Origin of the sequence: Buttiauxella sp. S19-1, assembly GCF_022134725.1 — a bacterium.
GTDB classification, from domain to species: domain Bacteria; phylum Pseudomonadota; class Gammaproteobacteria; order Enterobacterales; family Enterobacteriaceae; genus Buttiauxella; species Buttiauxella ferragutiae.
In genome coordinates this window covers 1-25,807 of sequence record NZ_JAHWLU010000007.1, presented here as the reverse complement: position 1 = coordinate 25,807, position 25,807 = coordinate 1, and the positions used below count along the sequence as shown (strand labels likewise).

24 protein-coding genes, 3 tRNA genes and 1 pseudogene are annotated in these 25,807 nt (G+C 51.2%); 8 read left to right on the top strand and 20 right to left on the bottom strand.

The genetic code is table 11. The features are described from left to right. Positions 1 to 32: 32 nt before the first annotated feature. A complete protein-coding gene (gene yjjX / locus MES37_RS03060) occupies positions 33 to 548 on the top strand; it encodes an inosine/xanthosine triphosphatase (protein WP_064543369.1) in 516 nt (171 codons plus the stop codon). On the opposite strand, the gene trpR is transcribed toward yjjX, so the two are convergent. Continuing rightward, positions 545 to 874, bottom strand: coding sequence for a trp operon repressor (gene trpR / locus MES37_RS03055; protein ID WP_133522254.1), 330 nt, complete (start codon positions 872 to 874; stop codon positions 545 to 547). The genes yjjX and trpR overlap by 4 nt on opposite strands. Positions 875 to 927: 53 nt before the next feature. Beyond that, complete coding sequence (sltY, locus tag MES37_RS03050) at positions 928 to 2,862, bottom strand: murein transglycosylase (protein ID WP_064543365.1); 1,935 nt, start codon at positions 2,860 to 2,862, stop codon at positions 928 to 930. Positions 2,863 to 3,093: 231 nt separating this feature from the next. Here sltY and ettA point away from each other — a divergent pair, with 231 nt between their 5' ends. Beyond that, positions 3,094 to 4,761: an energy-dependent translational throttle protein EttA gene (gene ettA, locus MES37_RS03045; protein ID WP_064543363.1), complete on the top strand. Its 1,668-nt coding sequence runs from the start codon at positions 3,094 to 3,096 to the stop codon at positions 4,759 to 4,761. A 167-nt stretch (positions 4,762 to 4,928) separates the two neighbouring features. Here the strand turns inward: ettA and nadR are convergent, their stop codons facing one another. The 3 genes from nadR to serB are packed head-to-tail and all read right to left on the bottom strand — an operon-like array spanning position 4,929 to position 8,552. Then, entirely contained in the window at positions 4,929 to 6,161 is a 1,233-nt protein-coding gene (gene nadR / locus MES37_RS03040) for a multifunctional transcriptional regulator/nicotinamide-nucleotide adenylyltransferase/ribosylnicotinamide kinase NadR (protein WP_064543361.1), read from the bottom strand. A 31-nt stretch (positions 6,162 to 6,192) separates the two neighbouring features. Then, positions 6,193 to 7,575, bottom strand: coding sequence for a DNA repair protein RadA (gene radA / locus MES37_RS03035; protein ID WP_064543359.1), 1,383 nt, complete (start codon positions 7,573 to 7,575; stop codon positions 6,193 to 6,195). Beyond that, positions 7,575 to 8,552, bottom strand: coding sequence for a phosphoserine phosphatase (serB, locus tag MES37_RS03030; protein ID WP_064543357.1), 978 nt, complete (start codon positions 8,550 to 8,552; stop codon positions 7,575 to 7,577). Before serB ends, radA begins: the two co-directional genes overlap by 1 nt. A gap of 166 nt (positions 8,553 to 8,718) precedes the next feature. On the opposite strand from serB, the gene MES37_RS03025 reads away from it, so the two are divergent. Next, positions 8,719 to 9,372, top strand: a complete 654-nt coding sequence (locus MES37_RS03025) for a YtjB family periplasmic protein (protein ID WP_064543354.1) — start codon at positions 8,719 to 8,721, stop codon at positions 9,370 to 9,372. 15 nt (positions 9,373 to 9,387) lie between these two features. Continuing rightward, a complete protein-coding gene (gene lplA, locus MES37_RS03020) occupies positions 9,388 to 10,404 on the top strand; it encodes a lipoate--protein ligase LplA (protein ID WP_133522255.1) in 1,017 nt (338 codons plus the stop codon). Positions 10,405 to 10,481: 77 nt separating this feature from the next. Here lplA and MES37_RS03015 read toward each other — a convergent pair. The 14 genes and pseudogenes from MES37_RS03015 to MES37_RS02950 form a co-directional block, all read right to left on the bottom strand. Beyond that, positions 10,482 to 10,882 (bottom strand): annotated as a pseudogene (locus MES37_RS03015) (type II toxin-antitoxin system HipA family toxin YjjJ); the annotation flags it as partial. A 128-nt stretch (positions 10,883 to 11,010) separates the two neighbouring features. Next, complete coding sequence (gene deoD / locus MES37_RS03010) at positions 11,011 to 11,730, bottom strand: purine-nucleoside phosphorylase (protein WP_064543345.1); 720 nt, start codon at positions 11,728 to 11,730, stop codon at positions 11,011 to 11,013. Positions 11,731 to 11,924: 194 nt separating this feature from the next. Continuing rightward, complete coding sequence (gene deoB, locus MES37_RS03005; RefSeq protein ID WP_064543343.1) at positions 11,925 to 13,148, bottom strand: phosphopentomutase; 1,224 nt, start codon at positions 13,146 to 13,148, stop codon at positions 11,925 to 11,927. Positions 13,149 to 13,221: 73 nt separating this feature from the next. Further along, on the bottom strand, positions 13,222 to 14,541 hold the full coding sequence (deoA, locus tag MES37_RS03000) for a thymidine phosphorylase (RefSeq protein WP_064543341.1): 1,320 nt from the start codon (positions 14,539 to 14,541) through the stop codon (positions 13,222 to 13,224). Positions 14,542 to 14,723: 182 nt separating this feature from the next. Then, complete coding sequence (gene deoC / locus MES37_RS02995) at positions 14,724 to 15,503, bottom strand: deoxyribose-phosphate aldolase (protein WP_064543339.1); 780 nt, start codon at positions 15,501 to 15,503, stop codon at positions 14,724 to 14,726. Between the two features lie 340 nt (positions 15,504 to 15,843). Then, positions 15,844 to 17,124 (bottom strand): NupC/NupG family nucleoside CNT transporter, encoded by a 1,281-nt coding sequence (locus MES37_RS02990; RefSeq protein ID WP_064543337.1) that lies wholly within the window; start codon positions 17,122 to 17,124, stop codon positions 15,844 to 15,846. A gap of 168 nt (positions 17,125 to 17,292) precedes the next feature. Further along, entirely contained in the window at positions 17,293 to 18,072 is a 780-nt protein-coding gene (locus MES37_RS02985) for a TatD family hydrolase (RefSeq protein WP_064543335.1), read from the bottom strand. Continuing rightward, complete coding sequence (locus tag MES37_RS02980) at positions 18,069 to 19,142, bottom strand: patatin-like phospholipase family protein (protein WP_064543333.1); 1,074 nt, start codon at positions 19,140 to 19,142, stop codon at positions 18,069 to 18,071. Before MES37_RS02980 ends, MES37_RS02985 begins: the two co-directional genes overlap by 4 nt. A gap of 125 nt (positions 19,143 to 19,267) precedes the next feature. Next, positions 19,268 to 19,429: a DUF1328 domain-containing protein gene (locus MES37_RS02975; protein WP_064513877.1), complete on the bottom strand. Its 162-nt coding sequence runs from the start codon at positions 19,427 to 19,429 to the stop codon at positions 19,268 to 19,270. Between the two features lie 144 nt (positions 19,430 to 19,573). Further along, positions 19,574 to 20,191, bottom strand: a complete 618-nt coding sequence (gene osmY / locus MES37_RS02970; RefSeq protein WP_064543331.1) for a molecular chaperone OsmY — start codon at positions 20,189 to 20,191, stop codon at positions 19,574 to 19,576. A gap of 342 nt (positions 20,192 to 20,533) precedes the next feature. After that, the gene (prfC, locus tag MES37_RS02965) at positions 20,534 to 22,123 is read right to left on the bottom strand and encodes a peptide chain release factor 3 (RefSeq protein WP_064543556.1); all 1,590 of its coding nucleotides are present in this window, start codon (positions 22,121 to 22,123) and stop codon (positions 20,534 to 20,536) included. A 111-nt stretch (positions 22,124 to 22,234) separates the two neighbouring features. After that, entirely contained in the window at positions 22,235 to 22,909 is a 675-nt protein-coding gene (gene yjjG, locus MES37_RS02960; RefSeq protein WP_064543330.1) for a pyrimidine 5'-nucleotidase, read from the bottom strand. A gap of 16 nt (positions 22,910 to 22,925) precedes the next feature. Beyond that, positions 22,926 to 23,369 carry a ribosomal protein S18-alanine N-acetyltransferase gene (rimI, locus tag MES37_RS02955; protein ID WP_064543328.1) on the bottom strand — a complete coding sequence of 148 codons (444 nt, stop codon included), beginning with the start codon at positions 23,367 to 23,369 and terminating at the stop codon, positions 22,926 to 22,928. Continuing rightward, positions 23,338 to 23,760 carry a DNA polymerase III subunit psi gene (locus MES37_RS02950; protein WP_064543326.1) on the bottom strand — a complete coding sequence of 141 codons (423 nt, stop codon included), beginning with the start codon at positions 23,758 to 23,760 and terminating at the stop codon, positions 23,338 to 23,340. Before MES37_RS02950 ends, rimI begins: the two co-directional genes overlap by 32 nt. 108 nt (positions 23,761 to 23,868) lie before the next feature. On the opposite strand from MES37_RS02950, the gene rsmC reads away from it, so the two are divergent. The 4 genes from rsmC to MES37_RS02930 all read left to right on the top strand — a co-directional run bounded on the left by rsmC (position 23,869) and on the right by MES37_RS02930 (position 25,342). Then, positions 23,869 to 24,900 (top strand): 16S rRNA (guanine(1207)-N(2))-methyltransferase RsmC, encoded by a 1,032-nt coding sequence (rsmC, locus tag MES37_RS02945; RefSeq protein ID WP_064543324.1) that lies wholly within the window; start codon positions 23,869 to 23,871, stop codon positions 24,898 to 24,900. Positions 24,901 to 25,020: 120 nt separating this feature from the next. Next, a tRNA-Leu gene (locus MES37_RS02940) sits at positions 25,021 to 25,107 on the top strand. Between the two features lie 29 nt (positions 25,108 to 25,136). Next, positions 25,137 to 25,223, top strand: a tRNA-Leu gene (locus MES37_RS02935). A gap of 32 nt (positions 25,224 to 25,255) precedes the next feature. Continuing rightward, positions 25,256 to 25,342 (top strand) — tRNA-Leu (locus tag MES37_RS02930). Positions 25,343 to 25,394: 52 nt separating this feature from the next. On the opposite strand, the gene MES37_RS02925 is transcribed toward MES37_RS02930, so the two are convergent. Then, the gene (locus tag MES37_RS02925; protein ID WP_064543322.1) at positions 25,395 to 25,634 is read right to left on the bottom strand and encodes a DUF1435 domain-containing protein; all 240 of its coding nucleotides are present in this window, start codon (positions 25,632 to 25,634) and stop codon (positions 25,395 to 25,397) included. Positions 25,635 to 25,807 lie beyond the last annotated feature (173 nt).

The window sequence follows — 25,807 nt, the reverse complement described above, 5'->3', positions numbered from 1 at the left end:
GCGGCAACAATTTCTAGAGAGTTTCACTGATTATGTACCATGTCGTCTGCGCAACAACCAATCCAGCTAAAATTCAGGCAATTCACCAGGCATTCGACGACATCTTTGGTGAAGGATGCTGCCATATTGAACCCGTTGCCGTCGATAGCGGAGTGCCAGAACAACCCTTCGGAAACCATGAAACGCGAACTGGCGCACGATGCCGGGTAATGAATGCCCGTCAGGTTCGCCCTGAAGCCGATTTTTGGGTTGCGGTTGAAGCGGGAATTGATGACGACAGTACTTTTAGCTGGGTGGTTATTGAAAACCAAAACCAGCGCGGCGAAGCCCGTTCGGCCACACTGCCTCTACCGTCGATTATTCTTGAAAAAGTCCGCGCGGGAGAAGCTTTAGGGCCGGTGATGTCGGCATATACCGGCATCGATAAAATTGGCAATAAAGAAGGCGCGATTGGGGTATTTACCGCCGGGAAGCTCACGCGCAGCAGCGTTTACCAGCAGGCGGTGATTCTGGCGCTTAGCCCGTTCCACAACGCGATTTATAGCTAACTTTTATTGCCTAATAATTCCTGCTCCAGCCAGGCACGCAATGCCGGTGGAGCAGATTTCAGGCTATTTGAACCGCGCGTAATGGTGGCAATTCCCGCGCCAAGTTCATTTTTGAGTTCCCGCTGGCTCATCTCACCCCGCAATAACTCTTCGATAATTCTGACCCGTGTTCCGAGGGCGGTACGTTCGTCTGGGGTCAGCAACAACATTAACAACGGCATATGCAGCTGTTTATCGAACGATTGCTGGAGCAGCTCCACAAAACGGAGCCACTCCTGATTGCTTTGCTCGGCGTGCTCTGCCGAGTATTGAGAATGCTGAGTCATGTCGCCACCATACTATTCAACTAGTACGATACAATATCATAGACACTGCAAAATCAATAACGGCGTTGCCATTCAGCCTCTGTCAGCAATGGTGCAGATTTACCCATGAAGTACTTATAGTACGCATCATATGCCAGCACGTTTTTCACATATCCACGTGTTTCCGAGAAAGGAATACTCTCAACAAACGCCACCGCGTCAATGCGTCCGGCACTGTTGCCAAGCCAGGTTCTGACTCGCCCAGGCCCCGCGTTATAAGCAGCGGATGAGAAAATCCGGTTGTTCTCAAATTGCTGAGAGACGGACTGCAAATAAGTCGTACCAATATTGATATTGGTTTCTGGCTCAAGCAGTTGCGATGGGCTGCTGTAACCCGGAATACCAAAAACCTTCACCGTATGTGCGGCTGTAGCCGGCATAACCTGCATCAGACCACTCGCCCCCACCGGTGACCTGACTTTCGGGTTCCAGGCACTTTCCTGACGCGCAATCGCCATGGCATAACTTTGCGAGATGTCTTTGCCGCTCACGTAGCGGGCGAAAATATCTTTGTAAGCCAGTGGGAATCGCTCTTCCAGATGATCCCAAAGCTTCCCGGCGATCGTCGCCTGCACGCTGAGATCCCACCAATTTTGATCAAACGCGTAACGTGCTAATCCTTCCTGTTCTGGTTTGCTGCGACTGGAGATCAAATTAGCCCATTCGCTGCGTGCAGTGTTATCCAAATTCCAGTACATCAGCTCGCGAACACGCGCCATTTCTGGCCCCTGAACTAACGCCGGATTCACCGCCACCGCTTTGTCGACGCGTAACGGATATTCTTCCCCCAGGCGTTGAGCCGCCACCATTGGATAAAATCCGCGTTGTTGCATCAGCGAGAGAAGGATCTCATTTGCTTCCGAATCACGACCACGTTCCAGCAACAAATCTGCCTGCCAGTAGCGCCATTCATCTTTCTCTTTAGCTTCCATTGGCAAGCGTGCAAGCCAGGTATTCAGGCCAGTACGATCACCCGTTCCCAGCGCCATACGCACACGTCGCTCAACCAGCGAGGTTGATTCAGAACGCATGATTGCATCATCACGCCATGCCGCTTGCTCAGCCGTCACATCGTTGCCCATTAACCGCCAGGCAACAGTGTCTCTGAGTTCCTGAGCCTGTGCGTCATTCAATTGCTGCGCCTGAATCAGTGAGGGGATCATCAAACGCGCATTTTCTACGTCATCGCGCGCGACACGCGTGAACGCCACCGCAGCCGCCTGGCGCGTAAAGTCAGTTGCACCAACGGTGCGGGCAAACGACAGCACTGTTTTCGGGTCGTTTTGTAGGCTGATCAGTGCGCTGGAAATGGTCTGGAATTGCGCAGGCATTTGGCTTGCGAGATTGGTCACCAGTGAAGAGTTACCTTCTTTCATCGCCAGACGAATACGTTCCAGGTAAGCCAACGGATCTTGCGTTCCCGACGATCGCCATGCTGAGAACAGACGATCGCAGCTCGATGGCAGATTTTTGCCCGTTAGCCACAGATCCTTGGCCCCGACCCATGCGGCATCTACCTGGCCGGTATTCCATTTTGCGTAGTAATAATTACATTTGGATTCGGTGGTGCCCGGTTGTTCAGGGCTAAACGCCAGCAGACCACGCCAGTCTTCGCGGCGAGCCAGTTCATTAACAAAGCGTGATTTCAGCGCGCGGGCTGGTGGTAACGTAGGGTTAGCCTCAATAAACTGACTGACGGCGAGCGTTGGCTCATTCATTAAATCATCAGTGATAAGGCGATATTCGAGATAAGGATAAAGTGGATAATCCTGCAACGTGGGCAACATGCGCTGCACCACATCCATTTGCTTGTTATCCCATGCTTGTTTGATTTGTGCATATCGGCTGCGTTGCTCGTCGAGCGAATCCGCGCGAACTGCATGAGTTATTGCCGCAAGGCTTACAACTGCGACCAGCAATTGTCCCACGACTTGTTTGGCTATCCCCACAAGTTCTCCTCACATGTTCACCGGCAGCATCGTGCCGCCATTAATTACTTCATGCTAACCCTGGTATTACAGATTCGCCACGCCAAAGGGCGTTATTTTGTCGATAAAAGCGTTAAGGCGGTTTCGGGTAACACATCCCGCTTCCCCTGCTGGGATTACCTGCTGAAAACGGCTACACTTCGCCACTAATACGCACCATCTTAAATCACGAAAAAGAGGCGAAGTCGCACTGTGGCTCAATTCGTTTATACCATGCATCGTGTCGGCAAAGTTGTTCCGCCGAAACGCCATATTCTGAAAAACATCTCGCTCAGTTTCTTCCCTGGCGCCAAAATTGGTGTACTGGGTCTGAACGGTTCCGGTAAATCCACGCTGCTGCGCATTATGGCCGGCATTGATACCGACATCGAAGGCGAAGCCCGTCCACAACCTGGTTTGAAAATTGGCTATCTGCCTCAGGAACCTCAGCTCAACCTTGAGCACACGGTTCGTGAATCCGTTGAAGAAGCGGTATCCGAAGTCGTTAACGCGCTGAAAGGTCTGGATGAAGTCTACGCAAAATATGCCGAACCAGACGCTGACTTCGATAAGCTTGCTGCACAGCAAGGCAAGTTTGAAGAAATTATCCAGGCACACGATGGCCATAACCTGAATGTTCAACTGGAGCGTGCTGCTGATGCACTGCGTCTGCCGGAGTGGGACGCTAAAATTGAAAACCTGTCTGGTGGTGAGCGCCGCCGCGTAGCACTTTGCCGCCTGCTGCTCGAAAAACCAGACATGCTGCTGCTCGACGAACCAACGAACCACCTGGATGCTGAATCCGTGGCGTGGCTCGAGCGCTTCCTGCACGATTTCGAAGGCACCGTTGTGGCGATTACCCACGACCGTTACTTCCTCGATAACGTGGCTGGCTGGATTCTGGAACTTGACCGCGGCGAAGGTATTCCGTGGGAAGGTAACTACTCCTCATGGCTTGAGCAGAAAGACGAACGTCTGGCTCAGGAAGCCTCATCGGAAGCGGCTCGCCGTAAATCCATTGAGAAAGAGCTGGAGTGGGTACGTCAGGGTGCGAAAGGCCGCCAGTCTAAAGGCAAGGCGCGTCTGGCTCGCTTTGAAGAACTTAACAGCACTGAATACCAGAAACGTAACGAAACCAACGAACTGTTTATCCCACCAGGCGCACGTCTGGGCGATAAAGTCGTTGAGGTTACCAACCTGCGTAAATCCTACGGCGACCGCCTGCTGATTGAAGACCTGACATTCGCCGTACCGAAAGGCGCGATTGTCGGGATCATCGGCCCGAACGGCGCGGGTAAATCTACCCTGTTCCGTATGATGTCAGGCCAGGAACAACCAGACAGCGGCACCATTGAACTAGGTGAAACCGTGAAACTGGCTTCTGTCGATCAGTTCCGTGACGCGATGGATAACAGCAAAACCGTGTGGGAAGAAGTTTCCGGCGGTCAGGACATCATGCGTATCGGCAACACCGAAATGCCAAGCCGCGCTTACGTTGGTCGCTTTAACTTTAAAGGCGTTGACCAGGGTAAACGTGTTGGTGAGTTGTCCGGTGGTGAGCGTGGTCGTCTGCACCTGGCGAAGCTGCTGCAAGTTGGCGGCAACGTACTGCTGCTCGATGAACCAACCAACGACCTGGATATCGAAACCCTGCGCGCGTTAGAAAACGCCCTGCTGGAGTTCCCAGGCTGTGCCATGGTTATCTCGCACGACCGTTGGTTCCTTGACCGTATCGCCACGCATATTCTGGATTACCAGGATGAAGGTAAAGTGGAGTTCTTTGAAGGTAACTTTACTGAGTACGAAGAGTACAAGAAACGCACCCTGGGTGCGGATGCGCTGGAACCTAAGCGTATTAAGTACAAGCGTGTAACGAAGTAATTGTTGTAACGCCCTCACCCTAACCCTCTCCCCCAGGAGAGGGAATTAACGGCTTTCTCCCTCTCCCTCAGGCGAGGGAATTAAACGGTTTTCTCTCTCTCCCCCAGGAGAGGGAATTAACGGTTTTCTCCCTCTCCCTCAGGGAGAGGGCCGGGGTGAGGGTTGTTTTATCCACGCTCGCCAATTAAGCCCTTCACCAAATCCACACAGCGCAAGAAGCGTGAATCGTAGTCAGACTCTTCCACATGCACGTAGCTAATGTTGTTTTCATTCAGCATCGACACCAGCAAGTTCTGGAAAGATTTCCTGTCGGTATCACTGCCAAGGCTGCGTAAACCATCCGCTACCCACGGCGTGTTGTTCTCCAGCAAAATCACCAGGTCAAAACGGTATTCGTCAATAAGCGCCTGCACAAACGGGTGTTCGCGGCCTTCATACTTTTTGCAGAATGCCTGCGTGGTGACAAAATCGGTATCGATAAATGCCACTTTATTGGCGTATTTAACGGCAAAATCAACGTACTGAGCATGCCCAATAGCAATCTTGTCGTAGTCAGAATATTGCAGCGCCATCTCATCACCGCCAAGGTGCGAAAAGACGTAATCACGCCCATATTCCCAGGCACTGGTGGTATTAAAAATGTTGGCGAGCTTATTCACCATCCACGATTTACCGCTCGATTCGCCGCCCAGAATAGCCACGGTTCGCACAAAGAACGGTTTTACTTCGGTGGGAATATATTCCCAATAGCGGAACGGATTTTCGCGAATCTGGCCGCCGCTGATATTCATGAAGGTGCGCTTCGGGTCGATAAGCACCGTTTCAATGCCGAGCTGTTCAATAAAACGGGGCGCATCGCTCTCTTCGGAGGTATAGATGCAGTCGGGGTTAATCCCTTTGCTTTCCATGAACGCTTTGATGCCACGGCTCCAGACATCCCAACCGTGCGGATACGGTTCCATCCCTTCTTCGTTAAACGAATGAATGCGGATATTTTTCTGATACTTGAAGGTCTGTAACAGCCAGCGCAGGCGGTCACCGGTGGTCGGTTGCTGCGACATCGCACTGTCTTCAAACAGCAAGCGATCGCGGGTTTCGTCATAGCCCATGATGATATGCAGTTCATCAACCTGGCTTGCCGCGCGCTGAATCAGATAGATATGGCCAGTATGCAACGGATAAAACTTACCGAATACCACGCCCACTTTTTTCTCACGCCGTGGAAATTCCAGCCCCAAAAAACGATGCAATGCTTCCAGTTTCTGCGCGCTTGGGCTTTTGATTTTGGCGTTCAGTAACTGGCTAAGATAGCCCTTGGTCATGCCGCAGGATTCTGCAACTTGCTGTAGCGTAACGCTCTGCTGACGAATAGCAGTCTTCAGATAATCAAAAGACGACATGCTGCCTCCTGCAAAATTGGGCAAATATCAATTATAAGTCGTCAAACACCGACAACGCATCAGCCAGTTTTTTCACACCGAAGACCTGCATCCCTTCCGGTAGTTTTTTCGGCACGTTGGCCTGCGGCACAATCGCACGTTTAAAGCCGTGTTTTGCGGCTTCTGAAATACGCTCCTGGCCGCTTGGCACCGGACGAATTTCCCCGGCTAACCCGACTTCACCAAACACCACCAAATCTTGCGGCAAAGCGCGGTTGCGCAGGCTGGAAACCATCGCCAATAACAAGGCAAGGTCAGCACTGGTTTCGGTAACTTTCACGCCACCGACCACGTTGACAAACACATCCTGGTCAGCCATTTGCAGGCCACCGTGGCGGTGCAAAACGGCCAGCAGAATCGCCAGGCGGTTTTGCTCAAGACCCACGGCGACACGGCGCGGGTTGGACATCATGGATTGATCCACCAGCGCCTGAATCTCTACCAGCAATGGGCGCGTGCCTTCCCACACCACCATCACCGAACTGCCGGGCGTCACTTCATCTCCACGGCTCAGGAAAATAGCGGAAGGGTTGCTCACTTCACGCAGCCCTTGCTCCGTCATGGCAAACACGCCTAACTCATTCACCGCACCAAAGCGGTTTTTGTGGCTGCGCAGCGTGCGGAAACGGGAATCGGCATCGCCATCGAGCATCACCGAGCAGTCGATACAGTGTTCGAGCACTTTTGGCCCGGCAAGCGAACCATCTTTGGTGACGTGGCCGACCATGATAATCGCCACACCGCGCGTTTTAGCAAAGCGCGTCAGATAAGCGGCTGACTCACGCACCTGCGCCACACTGCCAGGCGACGACTGTACGTCGGCCATGTGCATCACCTGAATGGAGTCGATAACCATCAGCTTCGGCGCTTCTTCTTCGGCAATCATACAGATTTGTTCGATGCCAGTTTCCGAAAGCATATTCAGGTTATTGGTCGGCAACCCAAGACGGTGGGCGCGCATCGCCACTTGTTGCAGCGACTCTTCACCGGTGACGTACAACGTTTTCATCTGTTCGCTGAGCTTGCATAAGGTTTGCAACAGCAGCGTGGATTTACCTGCACCAGGATTACCACCAATCAGAATGGCACTTCCCGGCACCACACCGCCGCCTAACACGCGGTCAAACTCTTTAAAACCAGTAGAAAAACGCGGCAGCTCTTCGAGGCTGATTTCAGAAAGTTTTTGAACTTTACTGACGCCCGCACTACCGGCATAACCTGACAAACGCTCATTACGCGCAACCGTCGGCGAGGCGGCAATGCGCACCTCAGTGATCGTGTTCCATGCGTGACAGGCGCTGCATTGCCCCTGCCAGCGAGGATAGTCTGCGCCGCACTCGTTGCAGACAAAGGCGCGTTTCGGAGCTTTTGCCATTAGCGTTCTTCCTGGATAAGGCTACCGGACAGAATGCAGAATACGCCCATCAAATCAGCATGACGGATGGTGACTTCTGTTTTCTCATTCACTTTAGGTTTAGCGTGGAAAGCAATGCCCAGGCCCGCCGATTGAATCATCGGTAAGTCATTCGCCCCATCACCAATCGCGACGGTTTGCGCGACGGGGATTTCGTATTTATCTGCCAGACGCTGGAGCGTTGTGGCTTTGAATTGTGCATCAACGATTTGACCGATGACTTCGCCAGTGAGCTTGCCGTCGCAGATTTCCAGCTCGTTTGCCACCACTGCATCTAAATGCAATTTGTCGCGCAGATATTCGGCGAAGAAGGTGAAACCACCGGAGGCAATCGCAACTTTCCAGCCAAGAGATTCAAGCTTAAGTACCAGTGACGTCAGCCCTGGCATCAACGGTAGTTCATCACGCACCTGGCGCAGAATAGACGCGTTAGCACCTTTAAGCGTGCCAACGCGTTGTTTCAAGCTTGCGGCAAAATCCAGCTCGCCACGCATCGCGCGCTCGGTGACTTCAGCCACCATTTCGCCAGTGCCAGCCAGTTTCGCGATTTCATCGATACATTCTATTTGGATGGCGGTGGAATCCATGTCCATCACCAGCAGGCCAGGCGTGCGCAGATGCGGGATTTTGCCCAGTGGCGCAACATCCAGACCGGCTTCGTGGGCAAGTTTGGTAGCGCGAGGAGTTAATGAACCGGCCAGGCGAATAACCTGATAATCTTCAACGCACCACGCGGTGACGATAACCATCGCCGCTCCTAACTTACGTTGATAGCGATTCAGGCACTCTTTATCCAGATTCCGACCATACAGAAGCCAGCCGCTGCGGCCAGCACGGTAATCGAGTGGCATAACTTCATCGCCACTTAACGATAGCGGCAAACCAGGCCAGAGAGATACGTCGGTTGGCAGGTCGCACCAGGTCAGACTATTCGGCATCACAACTCCAGGAAAGATTTAAGAGATAGCATTAATCATTCGGATTACAGCCAACACTGCAGCAATTCGAATGATTAAGGGTATTCGGAACAAAACAACGCATGAGGCTACCTTGTCCACGCCGCTTCTGGCAACATTAAAGTAAGCAATTTATTGAAGGTGCATTATGGCTCGGGCAAAAATGAAATTTAGGCTGCATCGTGCAGTGATTGTGCTTATCTGCCTCGCACTTTTAGTCGCACTGATGCAGGGCGCGTCGTGGTTTAGCCAGGGGCATCAACAAGCCCGGAACGTGCAACTTGAAGAACTGGCAAGAACCCTGGCACGGCAGGTGAGCTATAACCTGATTCCATTGATGAAGTCTGAAAATCCTGATGAGAAAAAGATTTCAACAGTGCTGAATTTATTGACTCAGGACAGCCGAATTCTGGATGCAGGTGTTTACGACAACGGCGGCAGCCAGGTCGCACATGCGGGCGAAGGGATCGCCGTGCGCGATCGACTCGCTCTGGATGGGAAAAAAGCGGGCAGTTATTTTAATCAGCAAATTGTTCAACCGATTGAAGATAAAGATGGGCCTGTAGGCTATCTGCGCATCACGCTCGATACCCACACGCTGCCCACTGAAGCCAAGCAAGTGGATAACACCACCAATATTTTGCGCCTGATGATGTTACTGGCGCTGGCAATTGGCATTGTGCTGACGCGCACGCTTTTGCAGGGCAAACGCACCCGCTGGCAACAATCTCCTTTTCTTCTGACGGCGAATACCGAAGTAAAAGAAGATGAGGAAGAACCGAGCGCCAATAAACCCCAATAAGAAAGGACTTCTGCTATGTCTACATTACGTCTGCTTATTTCGGACTCTTACGATCCCTGGTTCAACCTGGCGGTGGAAGAGTGTATTTTCCGCCAGATGCCTGCAACCCAGCGCGTGCTGTTCTTATGGCGCAACGCGGATACCGTGGTCATTGGCCGGGCGCAAAACCCGTGGAAAGAATGTAATACCCGGCGCATGGAAGAAGATAACGTGCGGCTGGCCAGACGCAGCAGCGGCGGTGGCGCGGTATTCCACGATTTGGGCAACACCTGTTTCACCTTTATGGCGGGAAAACCGGAATACGACAAAAGTGTGTCGACGGCAATTGTGGTGAATGCGCTTAATGCGCTCGGCATCAGTGCCACCGCTTCCGGACGCAATGATCTGGAAGTTGCCACCGCGGAGGGAGTGCGCAAAGTTTCCGGCTCGGCTTATAAGGAAACGATGGATCGGGGATTTCACCATGGCACGTTATTGCTTAATGCCGATTTAAGCCGCCTGGCAAACTACTTGAATCCAGACCAGAAAAAGCTGCAGGCCAAAGGCATAACTTCAGTACGTGGACGAGTGGCAAACCTCAGCGATCTGCTGCCTGGCCTGACACACGAGCAAGTTTGCGATGCGGTACGTGAGTCATTTTTTGCCTTCTACGGCGAACGAGTGGCAGCAGAACATATTTCTCCTGATGCCCTGCCCGACCTACCCGGCTTTGCTGAAACCTTTGCCCGCCAAAGTAGCTGGGAATGGAATTTCGGCCAGGCTCCGGCATTTAGCCATTTACTGGATCAGCGTTTTACCTGGGGTGGTGTTGAACTGCATTTCGACGTTGAGAAAGGGCATATCACCCAAGCGAAAATATTCACAGACAGCCTAAACCCCGCGCCTCTTGAAGCGCTGGCGGCCCGTTTGCAGGGCTGTTTGTATCGCAGTGACATGTTGCAACAGCAATGCGAAACGCTGATTGCCGACTTCCCGGAACAAGAAATGGAATTACGTGAATTGAGCACGTGGATTGCGCAGACGGTGCGCTAGGCGAGTCGCTTAACGCTTGCCTCAACGGTATCAAGTTGCAATGACATCTCTCTGCAAAGCTCGCGAAACGCCGGGCTAATATCTTCCGGTAATCCTGTTTGCTGTGCTAAGCGCTTCCCCCACGCTCGCCCCAAAAAACCCTGAGGACGCAGATCGGTTAAATACCATGGGATACCGTTAAACCATTGCGCGGTGCCATTATTCAGTATCACCAGACAGCTTCCCTGCGCCAGATGGGATACAAGTCACCGAAACGCCAGGCCTGCCCCGCATCATCTATTTGCCACAATGGAAATTGCCGGATCTGGCGCACTGGTCTGATCCGGGCATATTGGGTCGCTCTGGCAGCGCCTGCTTTTATGACATCGCTTTCAGTATTCACCAGACGTGAAAACGTCGCCTGGCTGACACCCAAACGCTGGCGTAATGAGGTTGCAGTTTGTGGGCCATGCAGCAATAAATCTGTCAGAGCGCTCATATGAATAGATACTTGAATAGATATATAGCGCTATATAATTGAAAGATAAAGCAGATAAGCGGAATAGATGGATTAAAATGAATAGATAATTTGAAAAGAGAAAGGGTGCCGGAGCACCCTTTAAAATCTTACTCTTTGTCGCCCAGTAACACAGATTCAAGAGCGATCTTGATCATGTCGTTAAAGGTTGTCTGGCGCTCTTCAGCAGTAGTCTGCTCGTGAGTACGGATATGGTCAGACACGGTGCAGATGGTCAGTGCTTTAGCACCAAATTCTGCTGCCACGCCGTAGATGCCCGCGGCTTCCATTTCCACACCCAGGATGCCGTATTTTTCCATCACGTCGAACATAGTCGGGTCTGGGGAGTAGAACAGGTCGGCAGAGAAGATGTTGCCCACGCGAGCATCAACGCCCAGCGCTTTAGCTGCATCAACCGCGTTACGCACCATGTCGAAGTCAGCGATTGCAGCGAAGTCATGGTCTTTGAAACGCAGACGGTTCACTTTGGAATCGGTGCAAGCACCCATGCCGATAACCACGTCACGCAATTTCACATCCATACGTACTGCACCGCAAGAACCCACACGGATGATTTTCTTCACGCCGAAATCTGTGATTAGCTCTTTGGTGTAAATCGAGCAGGATGGGATACCCATGCCGTGGCCCATTACAGAAATTTTGCGGCCTTTGTAAGTCCCGGTGAAGCCCAACATGCCACGCACGTTGTTCACTTCACGAACATCTTCAAGGAAAGTTTCAGCGATATGTTTTGCGCGCAGCGGGTCGCCTGGCATCAAAACGACGTCTGCGAAATCACCCATTTCTGCATTAATGTGTGGCGTTGCCATGTTTTTATTCCTTGTTTTAAGAGGTTAACGTCTGGGCGGATAAAACATCTCACCCAAATCCGTAATCCATATACCCTAAATAATTCGAGTCGCAGGTAGGCGGCAAGAAAGCGAATCCCCAGGAGCTTACTTGAGTAAGTGACTGGGGTGAGCTTTTGCAGCCAACACCCCTGCGGCTCGAAGAATGACGGGTATCACAGCATGTTCTTGCCGTAGTCCATATCTGAAACACCGAAGTGTTTCGCCACGGTCTGGCCGATATCCGCGAAGGTTTCACGATGGCCCAGAGAGCCAGCTTTCACTTTCGGGCCGTAGACCAATACCGGAATGTGTTCGCGAGTATGGTCAGTACCTTGCCAGGTTGGGTCACAACCGTGGTCAGCGGTGAGGATCAGAATATCGTCCTCTTTCAGCAATTCCATCAGTTCTGGCAGACGACGGTCGAACAGTTCCAGCGCGGCGGCATAACCTGCTACGTCACGACGGTGACCGTAAGAGGAGTCGAAATCGACGAAGTTGGTGAACACGATAGTGTCGTCACCCGCTTCTTTCATCTCGGTAATTGTCGCGTCAAACAGCGCATCCAGACCGGTCGCTTTCACTTTTTTGGTGATACCGACTTCAGCATAGATATCTGCGATTTTACCCACGGAAACAACCTGACCATTTTTCTCATCAACCAGTTTTTTCAACACGGTTGGAGCTGGCGGTTCAACAGCCAGATCATGGCGGTTGCCGGTACGCTGGAAGTTACCCGCTTTGTCACCAACAAACGGACGCGCGATAACGCGACCAATGTTGTAGCCGCCTTCGGTCAACTCTTCGCGGGCGATTTCGCACAGTTCGTAGAGTTTATCGAGGCCGTAGGTTTCTTCGTGGCAGGCAATCTGGAACACGGAGTCAGCGGAGGTATAGAAAATCGGCTTGCCGGTTTTCATATGCTCTTCGCCCAGTTCATCCAGAATCACAGTACCGGAAGAGTGGCAGTTACCGAGGTAACCTGGCAGGTTTGCGCGCTCGACCAGTTTATCCAGCAATTCTTGCGGGAAGCTGTTTTGGGTATCGGAGAAGTAGCCCCACTCGAACAGCACAGGAACACCGGCGATTTCCCAGTGGCCTGACGGAGTGTCTTTACCAGACGAAAGTTCATGCGCCCAACCGTATGCACCGATAACTTCTGCGTTACCGTCCATACCCGCCGGGATTTTACCGGTAGAACCTTCAGCCGCTTTCACCAGACCCAGGCGAGTCAGGTTAGGCAAATGCAGTGGCCCTTTACGGCCTTTGTCGGCTTCGCCATTTGCACAAGCTTGCGCGATATGGCCGAAGGTATCAGAGCCAACGTCGCCAAAGCGGTCAGCATCTTCAGTCGCGCCAATGCCGAAAGAGTCCAGCACCATAATAAATGCACGTTTCATAATTTCTCCTGCGTCGTTGCGCCTGAAACGCCCGAGAGCGTTTCAAAAAGTGATCAGATCAGTATGCCAGCATTTAGCTAATACGGCGATAAACGTCTGGCGTTTTAGCCGGTGCCGTATCGTTAACTTTAATTGCCGCTTTAACCGCACGAGCCGCTTCTTGCCACTGACTTTCGCTTGCAGCGTGAATCACCGCTAACGGGCGAGAAATCTCAACGCTATCGCCCAGGCGCACCATATCGGTGAAGCCGACGCTGTAATCCAGGGAATCAGAAGCCTGACGACGACCGCCGCCCATCGCTACCACCGCCATACCTAGCGCGCGGGTGTCCATTTCAGAGATGAAGCCATTTTTATCTGCATAAACCGCTTTGCTCAGCACGGCGGTTGGCAGGTACTTCGCATAGTTTTCGACGAAGTCTGTCGGGCCTTTTTGCGCCGCAACCATGCGACCAAACACTTCAGCCGCTTTACCGTTATCGAGCACCGCTTGCAGTTTCTGGCGGGCTTCGGCGTCATCTTTTGCCAGATTGCCGGAAAGTAACATTTCCACGCACAGCGCCATGGTGACTTCATGCAGGCGCGGGTTGCGGTATTCGCCGGTCAGGAATTGCACCGCTTCGCGAACTTCCACCGCATTACCTGCGCTGGAGGCCAGCACCTGGTTCATGTCGGTCAGCAGCGCAGTGGTTTTAACGCCTGCGCCATTTGCCACGCCAACAATCGCTTCGGCGAGCAATTCAGAAAGCTCATAAGTCGGCATAAATGCACCGCTGCCGACTTTCACGTCCATCACCAGCGCATCCAGGCCTTCGGCCAGTTTCTTCGCCAGAATGGAAGCGGTAATCAGCGGGATGGAGTCTACGGTCGCGGTAATGTCACGCGTGGCGTAGAAGCGTTTGTCCGCCGGAGCAAGCGAGTTTGTCTGGCCGATAATTGCCACGCCGACGTTTTTAATGATGTCGCGGAAACGGTTATCGTCCGGGAAAATATCAAATCCAGGGATTGCTTCGAGTTTATCGAGCGTACCACCGGTATGGCCTAAACCACGGCCAGAAATCATTGGGATGTAACCGCCACATGCCGCCACCATTGGGCCAAGCATTAATGAAGTCACATCACCGACGCCGCCCGTTGAGTGTTTATCAACGATTGGGCCGTTCAGATTGAGGCTCTTCCAGTCCAGCACGGTTCCTGAATCTCGCATCGCCATGGTCAGAGATACGCGTTCCGGCATAGTCATGTCGTGGAAGAAAATGGTCATTGCCAATGCTGCAATCTGCCCTTCAGAGATAGTGTTATCCCGAATACCATTGATGAAGAAACGAATTTCCTCATCGCTTAGCGCATGACCATCACGTTTTTTACGAATAATTTCTTGAGCGAGGAACAAGGTAACCCCCTGAATTCATCAGGTGAAATGCGGCGGGGAAACCGCCGCAAATAAATATTACTCTAAATAATTCGAGTTGCAGGCAGGCGGCAAGGGAAAGAATCCCCAGGAGCTTACACGAGTAAGTGACTGGGGTGAGAGAGTGCAGCCAACGCACCTGCAGCTTGAAGTATGACGAGTAATTAGTAGCCGCTGGCGCTTTTGCCGTCACCGTGACCCAGCGTTTTTAACAGGCTCGCGAGCAGGCTGGACGCACCAAAACGGTAGTGACGGGAATCAGCCCAGTCAGCACCAAACAGTTCATCCGCGATAGACAGGAACAGCGCCGCATCTTCAGCAGTACGCACGCCACCGGCTGGTTTGAAACCAACGGTTTTCTCAACGCCCATGTCACGGATCACTTCCATCATGATGCGAGCGCTTTCCGGCGTGGCATTGACCGGTACTTTACCGGTTGAGGTTTTGATGAAATCAGCACCGGCTTTGATAGAAATTTCCGACGCTTTACGAATCAGGGCTTCTTCTTTCAGCTCGCCGGTTTCGATGATCACTTTCAGCAAAACGTTTGCCGCAGCACAGGCTTCTTTACAGGCTTTCACCAGGTCAAAACCCACTTGTTCGTTACCCGCGATCAGCGCGCGGTATGGGAACACCACGTCAACTTCGTCGGCACCGTAAGCGATAGCCGCGCGGGTTTCAGCCAGCGCAATTTCGATGTCGTCGTTGCCGTGTGGGAAGTTGGTCACGGTAGCAATGCGGATCTCAGGAGTGCCCTGGGCATTCAGAGTTTTACGAGCAATTGGGATGAAACGAGGATAAATGCAGATCGCCGCAGTATTACCTACCGCTGTTTTGGCCTGATGACAAAGTGCTACCACTTTTTCATTGGTGTCATCGTCGTTCAGGGTAGTCAGGTCCATCAATTTCAGGGCACGCAGACTGCTTGCAGTTAAATCGGTCATAACACTCTCCAACAAAAGATATAGAAGTCTCTGGCTTCGAAACTCAACACGTTGGAGCGGACTTGGTTCCTTGAAGAGCAGAGGTAACACGGGTCACCGTCACGTTGAGATCCTTCTCACCGCACATCATATGTAGTAATGTTATAATTATAACATTCACCATCTTGATAATATTGTGTCTCGCTTCACAAAAGCCAAAGGAGAAATTACATGCTTTGTACAGTATATGTGATTTAACAAGGTTAGATAGAGTAAAAATGTGATTCAAATATAAAAAAATGGCCGGCAAAAGTGCCGACCATTGATTTCACAGGGATGTTATAATTTTAACATCACCTTTTTATAATGACAGGAACACCCCGGCAATTGTCGCACTCATCAGGTTAGACAAGGTACCTGCTGCTACAGCCTTCAGGCCAAGCTGAGCAATATCGTGACGGCGGTTTGGAGCCATGCTTCCCAGGCCACCAATCAGGATAGCGATAGAAGAAAGGTTAGCAAAACCACACAGCGCGAAGGAAATAATGGCTTTGGTGTGATCTGAAAGAACTTGCAGGCCTGCTGCCGCAACGGTGGCGTCATCTTTCAGGTATTCCCCGAAGTTCAGGTAGGCGACAAATTCGTTGATGATCAGTTTTTGGCCGATGAAGGAACCCGCAACGTTAGCTTCGCTCCATGGCACACCGATAACCCACGCCAGCGGTGAGAACACCCAACCAAGGATCAGTTCCATCGACAGTTGCGGGTAGTTAAACAACCAGCCGCCAATGCCAGAAAGCATCCCGTTCAGTAAGGCAATCAGAGCCACAAACGCCAGCAACATTGCGCCTACGTTTAGAGCCAACTGCATACCCGAAGCTGCACCTGATGCCGCAGCATCCAGCACGTTCGCTGGGCGATCTGGATCATTTTTCATGGATTCCAGCTCTGGTGCATCGTTTGGTGTTTCTGTTTCAGGCAGGATGATTTTTGCAAACAGTAAACCGCCGGGTGCCGCCATGAAGGATGCTGCAATCAGATATTCTAGCGGTACGCCCATTTGTGCGTAACCGGCCAACACGGAACCTGCCACGGATGCCAAACCACCACACATGACGGCGAAAAGTTCTGAACGCGTCATGGTCGCGATATAAGGACGGACCACCAGCGGAGCTTCAGTCTGGCCAACAAAGATGTTGGCTGTCGCAGACAGGGATTCAGTGCGAGAGGTTTTCAGCAACTTACGCAGGCCGCCGCCGAGAACACGAATCACTAACTGCATGATGCCCAAGTAGTAAAGCACTGCAATCAGTGAGGAAAAGAAGACAATGATTGGCAGAACGCGCAGGGCAAATACAAAGCCGCCGCCGCCAAAGACTTCGAACATTTTGTCCGAAACCAGGCCACCAAACAGGAAGGAAATACCGGCGTTACCGTAAGCGATAACGTTAGCGACACCTTCAGACATGGCCAACAGAACTTTACGACCGACCGGAACATACAGGATAAGAGCACCGATGCCGACCTGGATAATCCATGCGCCCAGAACAGTGCGAAGATTAATCGCTTTGCGATGACTGGAAAGTAAAACGGCGATCAGCAGCAGAACGATCATGCCGATCAATCCCATGAAGAGTTGCATACAGAATCCCTGTGTATTAGTTGATAAAAGTGAAAGCGAGCTAAAAACCGACAACTGGCGGGATTATAACGGCAGGGAAGCCAGCAAATGGAACGGCAATCACGTATTTATACACATTCATGGAAACGTTTATCTTATAAGGTGAGCTGGATCACATTTTGTTACTGACTATTTCAGATTGAATAATTCATTGCAGTTATGAATGAAAGTATCTGCGATAACATCCGCAGGTTCAGAACGGAGAGAACAAAGGGTTTGAAAAACCTCAACAATGCGTTCCGGACGATTAGCCTGTCCTTGCCAGCCATTGAGTGGCATATCGGGCGCATCCGTTTCCAGCACCAACGCGCTGAGCGGTAGTTGCGCCATCACATCGCGCGTTTTGCTGGCTCGCGGATAGGTTATGGTTCCCCCCACCCCAATCTTGTAGCCCAATGCCACAAAACGTTCAGCCTGTTGCAGGCTGCCCGAAAAACCATGCACCACACCGGCTCGCGGTAAATCGTGGCGTTTTAAATGGGCAGCGAGTTTGTCGTGGGTACGACGTGAATGAAGGATGACCGGCAAATCATAACGTTTTGCCAGCTTTAACTGCGCATCGAGCATCGCTTCTTGTTTCTCAAAAAGCGGATTATCCATATAGAGATCAAGACCGATCTCGCCAATTGCCACAAGCTTTTTCGGACGTTGTTGCAGATGATGTTCCAGCAACGCCAGTGACGCATCCTGGTGTTTGTGAATCACAATCGGGTGCAAGCCCAGCGCGGCATACAACGGCGGATAATTGTCGGCCAGAGCCAGAACGACACCAAAGCGCTCGGCTTCAATGGCTGGAACGATAATTTTTTCGACACCCGCTTGTGCAGCAAGCGCCAGACTACTGGCTTCGTTATTGCTAAACGGCGGGAAGTCGAAGTGACAATGCGTATCGTAAAAAGTCATTGTCACGCCGTACCCTCATTATTAAAGGTGGAATCGTTCGCCTCTGGGGTTTCAATCACCGCCTGAGATAAAGGCTCATGCGTCACGATTCCCGGCGCCACCACAACCGGGCCTGGCACGATAATACGCGGATGATGGCGTTTTATCGGCGGTTGAGCCGCCAGCAGTTTACCCACGGTAGCAAGGAAATAGCGCCCGCATAAACGGCCCGTTTTATAGTCCGTATTCAGCGCGGGCATTCGGCTGCCAAGCGCCATGCTCATCAGTGGCTTCGGCGGATAGATTTCGAAAATACGCAGTTTGCCCGGTGGCTTTTCAATAAAATTCTGTATCTCACGATAACTTGCCTCGTGATGTTTCACCAAATGGAGCAACGGTTGCAGGCTGCTATCGCCAAGCCAGCGCTCCATGCGTTTAAACCATTCAGGCGTGTAATACATTTGCGAAGGAACAGTACGGATAACCACCAACGTATCAGCCCCCAGGCGCACGGCTTCGCGAACCGGAATCGCATCGCTTATTCCACCATCCTGATAACCGATGCCATCAATCTCTACCCCGCTACGGTAAAAACCCGGGATGGCGCTGGAGGCTTTGAGGATATTCAGCCAACTTGTGCTGTTCGGCGAAAAGTAACCTGGGGTGTAATCATCACTGCGACAGGCGCACATATAGAACGCTTTACCGGACTCAAACAGTTTTTCCGCGCTCGACATTGAGAGCGGAATTTTTGACGATGTGGCCTCAACCAGCCAGTCGAGATCGATAAGATGCCCGCCACGCACAAAGCGCAGAGGATCAAAAAATTCACGGGTCGTGGTAAAACGGGTGATCACTCTTCTGGCATAACCAGGCTGGTGACAAACATAAGCGGAAAGGTTTTGCGCACCCGCGGAGGTGCCTAAGAAGAGATCGAACGGGTTGAAGTTAGCGCGCATAAACTCGTCCAGCACGCCGGCTGTAAATATCCCACGCTGCCCGCCACCTTCACAAATAATGGCGAGTTTTCCTGGACGAAACGTTGGAAGCGCAAGCGGCGCAATGTTGCCGAGCGTTACGGGTATTCTTTGTCCCACCCTGCTTTCCTTAATCTAAAGGATATTTATTATTGGTTATTTGTTAGTCGCTTAAAAACGCGAGAGCCAGTCTAAATAGACTGGCTCTCTGGTCTGTCTCTAATGGTTATAGCACGTAAAAATCGCTATGGGCGTTTTCGGCCCATAAACAGGCTAACCAGGAACAGAATAATACCTACCACAAAGACAATTTTTGCAGCACCTGCCGCAGTACCCGCAAGAGTACCAAAACCCAGAGCTGCTGCAATCAACGCAATGACCAGAAAAATAATGCCCCAACGAAACATAAGCCTCTCCTTAACCATAGTGAACCCGAATCGCTTCTGGATGGGTGCGGGATGCGCACTCATTGGCGATATTTGGTATTGATGTTGCTTACTTGGTTACTGACTCCCCCGGCATAACCAGAGGAGAAAGTTTCGATTGATCGGTTACTTCACTTTCAGGTCGTTTTTGACGCTTTTAACGCCATCAACTGCTTTGGCAACACTTTCAGCCCGCTCGGACTGCGCGCTTGATTCCACAGTACCCGATAGCTGGACTACACCTTCGGTGGTTTCAACTTTCACATGGCGCGAAGGCACGATGTCGTCTGCTAAAAGTTTAGCTTTAATTTCGCTGGTGGTAGCAGTATCGCCTGCATAACCGCTGACTGATTTATCGGCCCCGTCACGCACATGCAGTTTGTCGCTGACAGAAGAGACCCCTTCCACGCCTTTGGCAACTGTTACGGCCTGCTCAGCCTGCGCCTGGCTTTCAACGAACCCACTTAACGTGACGATTTTTTTGTCGGTTTTCACTGAGATATCGGTACTTTTAATATCTTTGTGATCGACCAGGGCGGCTTTCACTTTCGCAGTGATAGCGCTGTCATCCATGAAATTACCGACGTCTTTTACGGAGCTATCAATTTTTTCGCCTGCTGTGTCCGCTGTCGATTCGGTTTTGTTAAGCATCTTGTCTTCTGCTAAAGCGCTACCGCTTGCCAGCACAGAGCCAAGAACAACAGCTAACAGAGTTTTAGAAATCTTAGTCGTAGTCATAGTCATCGATTAATTCCTATAGTTTTGCTCACAATTTGAGCACAAGCCTTAACGTAACGGCTTTCCTTAAACCTCAGGCCAAGTGTTACGGCCCAAAAATTTTCCGTTCAGTTTTTAATAACGCCAACAAAAATTAGAGTGGATGAACCCGCCAGAAAGCTTCGTTTACATGGCATATTCGACCAACCAATTTGTCACTGGTTTGTTAAATATAGACAACAATCACAGATTTGCATGGTGTGAATGGAGGAACGTAAGGAAAATGCAGGAAATTAAGAACAATCCGTAAGGGATTAATAAGACGGGAAAAGTAGCAGGACGCGACGACTGCCGCGCCCTGAGAGGGGATTAGTGCTCGCGAGTTTTACGGAACGTCACTTCCGGGTAACGATCTTGCGTCAGGTTCAAGTTCACCATGGTTGGAGCGATATAAGCGAGGTTGTCGCCGCCATCAAGAGCCAACTGCATTTCGTTTTTCCGTTTGAATTCTTCAAACTTCTTCACATCAGTGCTTTCAACCCAACGCGCGGTCGAAACGTTGACGGATTCGTAAATCGCTTCAACGTTGTATTCACTCTTCAGACGCGCCACAACCACATCAAACTGCAGCACACCGACCGCACCCACAATCAAATCGTTGTTGGCGATTGGGCGGAATACCTGTACCGCGCCCTCTTCAGAAAGCTGTACCAGGCCTTTGAGCAACTGCTTCTGCTTCAATGGATCACGCAGACGAATACGACGGAACAGTTCCGGTGCGAAGTTCGGAATACCGGTGAACTTCATCATTTCGCCCTGGGTGAAGGTATCACCAATTTGAATGGTGCCGTGGTTGTGCAGGCCGATGATATCGCCAGGGAAGGCTTCCTCAACGTGCGAACGGTCACCCGCCATAAAGGTCAGCGCATCAGAAATCACCACGTCTTTACCGGTACGAACCTGGCGCAGCTTCATGCCTTTTTCGTACTTGCCGGAAACCACACGCATGAAAGCCACGCGGTCACGGTGTTTCGGGTCCATGTTGGCCTGAATCTTAAACACGAAACCGGTGAATTTATCTTCAGCCGCTTCTACTACACGCGTATCAGTTTTGCGTGGCATTGGCGCCGGAGCCCACTCGACCAGGCCGTCCAGCATATGGTCAACACCGAAGTTACCCAATGCTGTACCGAAGAACACCGGAGTCAGTTCGCCTTCAAGGAACAACTCACGGTCAAATTCGTGGGAAGCACCTTGTACCAGTTCCAGCTCGTCACGCAGCTGTGCTGCTAGTTCTTCACCTACCGCCACATCCAGATCAGGGTTGTTTAACCCTTTCACGATACGCACTTCCTGGATGGTGTGACCTTTACCGGTCTGGTACAGATAAGTTTCGTCTTTATAGAGGTGATAAACACCTTTAAATAGCTTGCCGCAGCCGATTGGCCAGGTGATAGGTGAACAGGCAATTTTCAGCTCGCGTTCAACTTCATCCATCACTTCCATTGGGTCACGGATGTCGCGGTCAAGTTTGTTCATAAAAGTGAGGATTGGCGTATCGCGCAGACGGGTAACTTCCATCAGCTTACGGGTACGATCTTCAACACCCTTCGCGGCATCAATAACCATCAAACAGCAGTCAACCGCGGTCAGCGTACGATAAGTATCTTCGGAGAAGTCTTCGTGCCCTGGGGTATCCAGCAGGTTAACCAGGCTGTCGCGATACGGGAACTGCATGACGGAGGTGGTAATCGAGATACCACGCTGCTTTTCCATTTCCATCCAGTCAGATTTTGCATGCTGGTTGGAGCCACGGCCTTTTACCGTACCCGCAGTTTGAATCGCCTGTCCGAACAGCAACACTTTTTCCGTGATGGTCGTTTTACCGGCATCGGGGTGAGAAATGATCGCAAAAGTGCGGCGTTTCCCCACTTCTTGCAAAAAAGGAGACAAAGTCATAATGAATTCTTCTGTGAATTGCGCACAGGCGTAACTGCGCGGCAAATGAACGTTACCTGGCGGCTATTTTACCCATCAGGTCAGGTTTAACAATCAGCTGTGATGCAATCATCAATTACACAACAATCGCTCCAGTTCATTTAGTGTGGTCACTTCCCAGGTCGGTGAGATGCCTTCCGGTAAGCTTCGTCCGTGGGCGTTGAGCCAGCAGGTGGCAATTCCTGCATTCATGCCGCCCAGAATATCTGATTCTGCGGTGTCGCCAACCATCATGACGCGGTCGCGCGGCGGATGGCCCATTTGCTCAAAGGTGTAATCAAAAATCTTACGATCGGGTTTCGCGACACCGACCTGTTCGGAAATCACCAGCAAATCGAAATAATCGCGCAGACCCGTGCGTTCCAGGCGGATTTGCTGCAGCGCAGTAAAACCGTTGGTGATAATACCGATTTTTACTTTATCTTTTAACGCATTAAGCAGCGAAACAGCACCGGGCAACGGCACACAAATTTCGGCCATAGCATTGAGAAACGCAGCGTTCAGGTCACCCGCAGGCACCGACAATCTTTCCGACCAGCCCAGAAAACGCTGATGCTGTAACTGAAGCGCGCTAATAGCACCGTTCTGATAATCGACCCACAAAGGTTTGTTAACAGCCTGGTAATCCTGGAAATCTTCAGCGGTAAACGTCACGCTATAATCGAGAAACATCCGCTGTAAGCCGCCGAACGCGTCAAAGGTAAACAGCGTTTCGTCAGCATCAAATAAAATCCAGTCCCAGTTCATTTACACACCTGTCGTTTCAGCCTAAAGGTAATGCCATGATGATGGCATCTTCCCGACCCTCTTTTGTGGGGTAATAGTTACGGCGAATCGTCGCCTCGTTAAAGCCCAGGCTTTCATAAAGCGCAATCGCCGCCGTATTCGAGGCGCGCACTTCAAGCCACAGGGTAAACACATCTCGCGCTTCCAGCTCGCTGATTAAATGCTCCAGCAACTGGCGGCCCAAACCTTGTCGTTGGAAATCCGGATCGACCGCAATATTAAATAACGTCGCTTCATCCAGCACGACCTGCGTCACCGCAAACGCTGCCATTTTACCGTCAACATCGAGTCGTAAGTTCAAATAGCGTTCGCCCTCGTTACTGGCGAAGGTTTTTTCACTCCATGGGAAAGCATGGCTGCGTTGTTCGATGGCGTAAGCCAGGCTCAAGTCACTGGTGTTGAGGGAAGAAATCGTGTTCATGTTCGCAAATTTGTTGCCACAGCGCCTGTCTGGCAGCGCCATTATGATAAAGCTCGTTTAAATTCGGGGTCGCTAACTGCGCGCCCGAAATAGGGAGCGGTTCACTCACACCCAGTCGCCAGCTATTACAACGACTTTCACCTGGCAGCATTGCAGCTCGTTCCGGGGTCAGTTGCATAATCTGCTGTGCATCCAGATTCAGGCTGCGCAAAACATCGCAAACGAAAGGATCGTTTAAGTCAGGAAGATCTTCGGCGATTATCAATAACTTAACGTTTTCATGCAGCGAGACCGCGATTTCGCCCTGCAACGCAGCCGGGCGCCGCAGCTCCCACTGGGTGATGCCCAGCTGTTGTAACAACCAGTCACGTCGCAAAGGTATATGGGGCATAGCGAAACCAGGTAGAGAGTGCCAATTGGGGCGCAAATATAGCAAATTCATCGAATGTGCGCCATTAAAGCTCTATAATCCCGGTTCTGATTTCCCAGGAGTAATTTGATGACTGCGTTAACCCCGGCAAGTGAAGTGCTGCTGCGCCATAGCGATGATTTTACCGAGAGCCGCGTGCTGTTTGCCGGTGATTTACAAGACGACATGCCTGCCCGTTTCGAAACGGCAGCAAGTCGCGTCCATACCCAACAATTTCACCACTGGCAGGTATTGAGCGCTCAGATGGGCGAAGATGCACAATACGGCCTGGTGGCTGACGCCAGCAGCATTGGCGACTGCAATACATTAATTTATTACTGGCCGAAGAATAAGCCAGAAGCTCAGTTCCAGCTGATGAACATTTTATCGTTGATGCCAATTGGCAGCGATATTTTTGTCGTTGGTGAAAACCGTAGTGGTGTGCGCAGTGCTGAGCAGATGCTCGCCGAATTTAGCCCACTCAATAAAATTGATAGCGCACGTCGTTGCGGTTTCTATCATGGTCGCCTGGAAAAACAGCCGCAGTTTGATGAGAATTCCTGGTGGGATGAGTATCAACACGAAAGCCTGACCGTAAAAACTCTGCCTGGCGTGTTTAGCCGTGACGGTCTGGACACTGGCAGTAAATTGCTGCTTTCCACGCTGACACCGCACACCAAAGGCAAAGTGTTGGATGTCGGTTGCGGCGCAGGCGTGTTGGCGGTAACGCTTGCTAAGCATTCACCAAAAGTCCGTCTGACTTTGTGTGATGTTTCTGCACCAGCCGTTGCGGCAAGCCGTGCAACGCTTGCCGCCAACGAAATTGCAGGCGAAGTTATCGCCAGTAACGTCTATTCCGAAGTGAATGGCCGTTTCGACATGATTATCTCAAACCCACCGTTCCATGATGGTTTACAAACCAGCCTGGATGCGGCTCACCAGCTGATTCGTGGCGCAGTACGCCACCTGAATATGGGTGGTGAATTGCGTATCGTGGCGAACGCCTTCCTGGCGTATCCGGACGTGCTGGATGAAACCTTCGGCAACCACGAAGTTATCGCTCAGACAGGCCGTTTCAAAGTTTACCGCTCCGTTGTGATGCGTGGCGTGAAGAAGCGCTAACACGTTGTTGTGCCGCTTTTTGCAGCGATTAGAAAAGCGGCACTAAATTAACTGTTGACGACGCGCAGAAAACATCTAGAATGCGCCTCCGTGGTTACAATACTTCGGTGTTGTGGGTATGCGAAGGTGGCGGAATTGGTAGACGCGCTAGCTTCAGGTGTTAGTGTTCTTACGGACGTGAGGGTTCAAGTCCCTCTCTTCGCACCATTAACCACGCAAGATATCGTTCGCACTGCGCGAAGGTGGCGGAATTGGTAGACGCGCTAGCTTCAGGTGTTAGTGTTCTTACGGACGTGAGGGTTCAAGTCCCTCTCTTCGCACCAATGCGAAGGCGATATCAGATAAGATTTGATTTGCGAAGGTGGCGGAATTGGTAGACGCGCTAGCTTCAGGTGTTAGTGCTCTAACGGGCGTGAGGGTTCAAGTCCCTCTCTTCGCACCAATTCTTATCACCCTCTTCTGGCTTCACTCTCGTCATTCTCTGTTTCACATCCCTATTTCATAGCTTCGAGATTCATCATCACTAGTGCAAGCCCACTGGCAAATGCAACGCATGATGGCAACAAGACAAAATGACGTAACCGTTTATGGTAGAGCATTGCCGTCGTCACCAATAATCCCAGCACAATCAGCACTCGCCACTGACTAAAAGAAAGATCCAGATACAACAATGCGGCGACAATTCCTCCAGGTATCAACACTGCCCACGCACTTTCTAACTGCCGTTGTAACATTATCTCTATCTCATCAATTGGTAATGATAACCAATATCATATGATATAATTTCTCGTTTGTCAGCGCTTGTGTAGATTCTGTTTTACATTAGAAATGTTTAGCATTCCTGATCACCAGATGACATATATTCATTAAGGTGATAGATTGAGCGACGATTAAAAATACATAATTA

Excerpts from the sequence above, each read along its gene's own strand:
- yjjX (WP_064543369.1), top strand. The coding sequence starts at position 33 with ATGTACCATGTCGTCTGCGCAACAACCAATCCAGCTAAAATTCAGGCA.
- trpR (WP_133522254.1), bottom strand. The coding sequence starts at position 874 with ATGACTCAGCATTCTCAATACTCGGCAGAGCACGCCGAGCAAAGCAAT.
- nadR (WP_064543361.1), bottom strand. The coding sequence starts at position 6,161 with ATGTCGTCTTTTGATTATCTGAAGACTGCTATTCGTCAGCAGAGCGTT.
- radA (WP_064543359.1), bottom strand. The coding sequence starts at position 7,575 with ATGGCAAAAGCTCCGAAACGCGCCTTTGTCTGCAACGAGTGCGGCGCA.
- serB (WP_064543357.1), bottom strand. The coding sequence starts at position 8,552 with ATGCCGAATAGTCTGACCTGGTGCGACCTGCCAACCGACGTATCTCTC.
- MES37_RS03025 (WP_064543354.1), top strand. The coding sequence starts at position 8,719 with ATGGCTCGGGCAAAAATGAAATTTAGGCTGCATCGTGCAGTGATTGTG.
- lplA (WP_133522255.1), top strand. The coding sequence starts at position 9,388 with ATGTCTACATTACGTCTGCTTATTTCGGACTCTTACGATCCCTGGTTC.
- deoD (WP_064543345.1), bottom strand. The coding sequence starts at position 11,730 with ATGGCAACGCCACACATTAATGCAGAAATGGGTGATTTCGCAGACGTC.
- deoB (WP_064543343.1), bottom strand. The coding sequence starts at position 13,148 with ATGAAACGTGCATTTATTATGGTGCTGGACTCTTTCGGCATTGGCGCG.
- deoC (WP_064543339.1), bottom strand. The coding sequence starts at position 15,503 with ATGACCGATTTAACTGCAAGCAGTCTGCGTGCCCTGAAATTGATGGAC.
- MES37_RS02990 (WP_064543337.1), bottom strand. The coding sequence starts at position 17,124 with ATGCAACTCTTCATGGGATTGATCGGCATGATCGTTCTGCTGCTGATC.
- MES37_RS02975 (WP_064513877.1), bottom strand. The coding sequence starts at position 19,429 with ATGTTTCGTTGGGGCATTATTTTTCTGGTCATTGCGTTGATTGCAGCA.
- osmY (WP_064543331.1), bottom strand. The coding sequence starts at position 20,191 with ATGACTATGACTACGACTAAGATTTCTAAAACTCTGTTAGCTGTTGTT.
- prfC (WP_064543556.1), bottom strand. The coding sequence starts at position 22,123 with ATGACTTTGTCTCCTTTTTTGCAAGAAGTGGGGAAACGCCGCACTTTT.
- yjjG (WP_064543330.1), bottom strand. The coding sequence starts at position 22,909 with ATGAACTGGGACTGGATTTTATTTGATGCTGACGAAACGCTGTTTACC.
- rimI (WP_064543328.1), bottom strand. The coding sequence starts at position 23,369 with ATGAACACGATTTCTTCCCTCAACACCAGTGACTTGAGCCTGGCTTAC.
- MES37_RS02950 (WP_064543326.1), bottom strand. The coding sequence starts at position 23,760 with ATGCCCCATATACCTTTGCGACGTGACTGGTTGTTACAACAGCTGGGC.
- rsmC (WP_064543324.1), top strand. The coding sequence starts at position 23,869 with ATGACTGCGTTAACCCCGGCAAGTGAAGTGCTGCTGCGCCATAGCGAT.
- MES37_RS02925 (WP_064543322.1), bottom strand. The coding sequence starts at position 25,634 with ATGTTACAACGGCAGTTAGAAAGTGCGTGGGCAGTGTTGATACCTGGA.